Origin of the sequence: uncultured Campylobacter sp., from assembly GCF_938045595.1 — a bacterium.
Taxonomy (GTDB): Bacteria; Campylobacterota; Campylobacteria; order Campylobacterales; family Campylobacteraceae; genus Campylobacter_B.
Genome location: NZ_CALIBB010000122.1, coordinates 1 through 2,054, shown reverse-complemented (window position 1 = coordinate 2,054; position 2,054 = coordinate 1). Strand labels below are relative to the sequence as shown.

Below are 2,054 nucleotides of genomic sequence, written 5' to 3'. Positions count from 1 at the left end.
CCTCCAGTAAGCGGGGCAAATCCTGCGCGAGCCCATCGCTAATGTCCATCGCCGCGCTGATGAACTTCGCCGCCTTGTAAAAAAACTTATCGCGCAAGACGGGCCTGACGAAGCGCGAATTCTTTGAAATTTTTGCGCGCAGATCCTCGCGCAAGCGATATGAGCCACTACCCGGCACAGGATTTTCGCCTGCAGAGCTTTGCGATGTAGAATTTTCGCATGAGAGGCTTTGCGCCGTAGGGCTCTTGCGATCCTCTCCGCTTCGTGACACGGAATTTTGCGCCGAAATTTCGGCATCCAAGCTCTGCGGCTCGACGTACGCAGGTAAAATTTTATCGTCCAGACTTTGCGGCTCAAAGTCCAAAATTTGCATTGCCGAAGTTTCATCATCCAGGCTCTGTAGCTTAGCATGCGCAGATGAAATTTTATCGCCAGAGCTTCGCACCTCATCGCCAGGATTTTGTGTCGCCGAAGCCTCGGCGTTCAGACCCTGCGACTCGGTGCTTGAGTTTTGCACCGACAAAATTTTATCGTTTCGGTTTTGCGTCTGCGAGCTAGCGGGCGAAATTTCATCTCTTAAAAGCACCGCCAGATCGCGCCCGACGCCGCCCAACTCGCCCGTATGCGCGATGAGATCACCCACGCGCGCGCCGCTGCGAAACACGGGGCGCTTGCACTTGCCGATCAGGCTCACGCTAAGCGCGATGCGATCCGAGCCGATCGTGTCGCCGCCGATGATCCGTATGCCCCACTCGCGCGCCGTTTCGCTCACGCCCGCGCACAGCTCGTCGATCTCGCGCGTGCCGATCTCGCGCGGCAGTGCAAGCCCCAGCAGGGCGTATTTGGCGCGCGCATTCGTCGCGATCATATCCGAGATGTTTACGAGCATCGCCTTTGCGCCGATCTCGCGCAGGCTCAGCCAGCCGCGGCGAAAGTGCACGCCCTCGACAAAAAGGTCCTTGCAATACGCTCGCTCGCCGATTACGGCGCAATCATCGCCGTTAAGCTTCGATCTAAATTTCTCAAAAATATACCGCTCTTTATCCATACGCCCTCCGTTAAATTAGCGTTACGCCGCAGCCGCGCGAAAGCTAAGAGACCCGAATTTGCAGGCCTTTGTTTTAAATTTTGTCGCGCACGCGCAGCAGGAGTTCTACGCTCCGCTTTGCAAGATTATAGCGTAAATTTAGATTTTCGCCGCGCGAGTTTGGCTGCGGACTTCGGTGCGGCTCGATAGCAAAATTAGAAATCGCGTGAGTTTTGAGGCTTTGGTGCGGCTCGGTATGACTACTTGATGCGGACGGAAGTCTGCGATAAAACGGCGCCCGAGGCTATTTTTTGCATGCGCCCGCCTACGCTCACTCGCACAGATGACGGCTCTTTAAAACGGCAAGCTTGAAATTTTAAAATTTAGCCGTAGCCGCAACGAGATTAAATTTAAACGCTGCGTAAGCGCAGTAAGTCAAGTAAGGTTTTTATCAAGCCGCCTACGACAAAAGTCATATCTGATATTTGAACGCACGCGGCTGCAAAAGCTGCAATGAAATTTGGAAAAATTCCGAAGAATTAGAAAAAATTGAAGCTACTTAACGCTCGCTGTTAAGACTTCTGCTCTCTTTCTCTCTTCAAATCCCGCTTCAGGGAAAACATTATTAGCGTATTTGCGCTACTACTTTCAAAAATTTGATTGTTATTTTTTAAGATCCTCGCTAATCTGTTCAGGATGTTTTATAAAGTAATCCACTTCATACCATTTTCCATCTAGAAGTCCGTTCATATGCGCTAAATATTTTTTCGCTTGGTCTGCATTATTGCACTCTTTATCGTTGATAACATCCTTTGGCTGCATTTTCTCGCAAAGCTCCAGTTTCGCTTTTGCTTCTAACGGCGCAAGCAGATAATCTGCAACCGTTTTTTTAGGCTCGTCTTCCTTGCATCCGGCAAGACCTAAACCTACGATAGCCGTAAGGCTCAACAAAAAAATTCGTCTCATTTTTTCTCCTTTTAAATGGTGCCTAATTGTATATTTATTAAACTTAATTTTCGTTTTTTAT

1 protein-coding gene and 2 pseudogenes are annotated in these 2,054 nt (G+C 49.7%); all 3 read right to left on the bottom strand.

Annotated features, from left to right (window positions below; all coding sequences use genetic code 11):
• Positions 1-133 (bottom strand): annotated as a pseudogene (locus tag Q0340_RS04995) (thiamine-phosphate kinase); the annotation flags it as partial.
• Between the two features lie 492 nt (positions 134-625).
• Positions 626-1,048: pseudogene (locus Q0340_RS04990) on the bottom strand (AIR synthase related protein); the annotation flags it as partial.
• Positions 1,049-1,690: 642 nt separating this feature from the next.
• Complete coding sequence (locus tag Q0340_RS04985; RefSeq protein WP_298082420.1) at positions 1,691-1,993, bottom strand: EexN family lipoprotein; 303 nt, start codon at positions 1,991-1,993, stop codon at positions 1,691-1,693.
• Positions 1,994-2,054: the final 61 nt, after the last annotated feature.

Excerpts from the sequence above, each read along its gene's own strand:
- Q0340_RS04985 (WP_298082420.1), bottom strand. The coding sequence starts at position 1,993 with ATGAGACGAATTTTTTTGTTGAGCCTTACGGCTATCGTAGGTTTAGGT.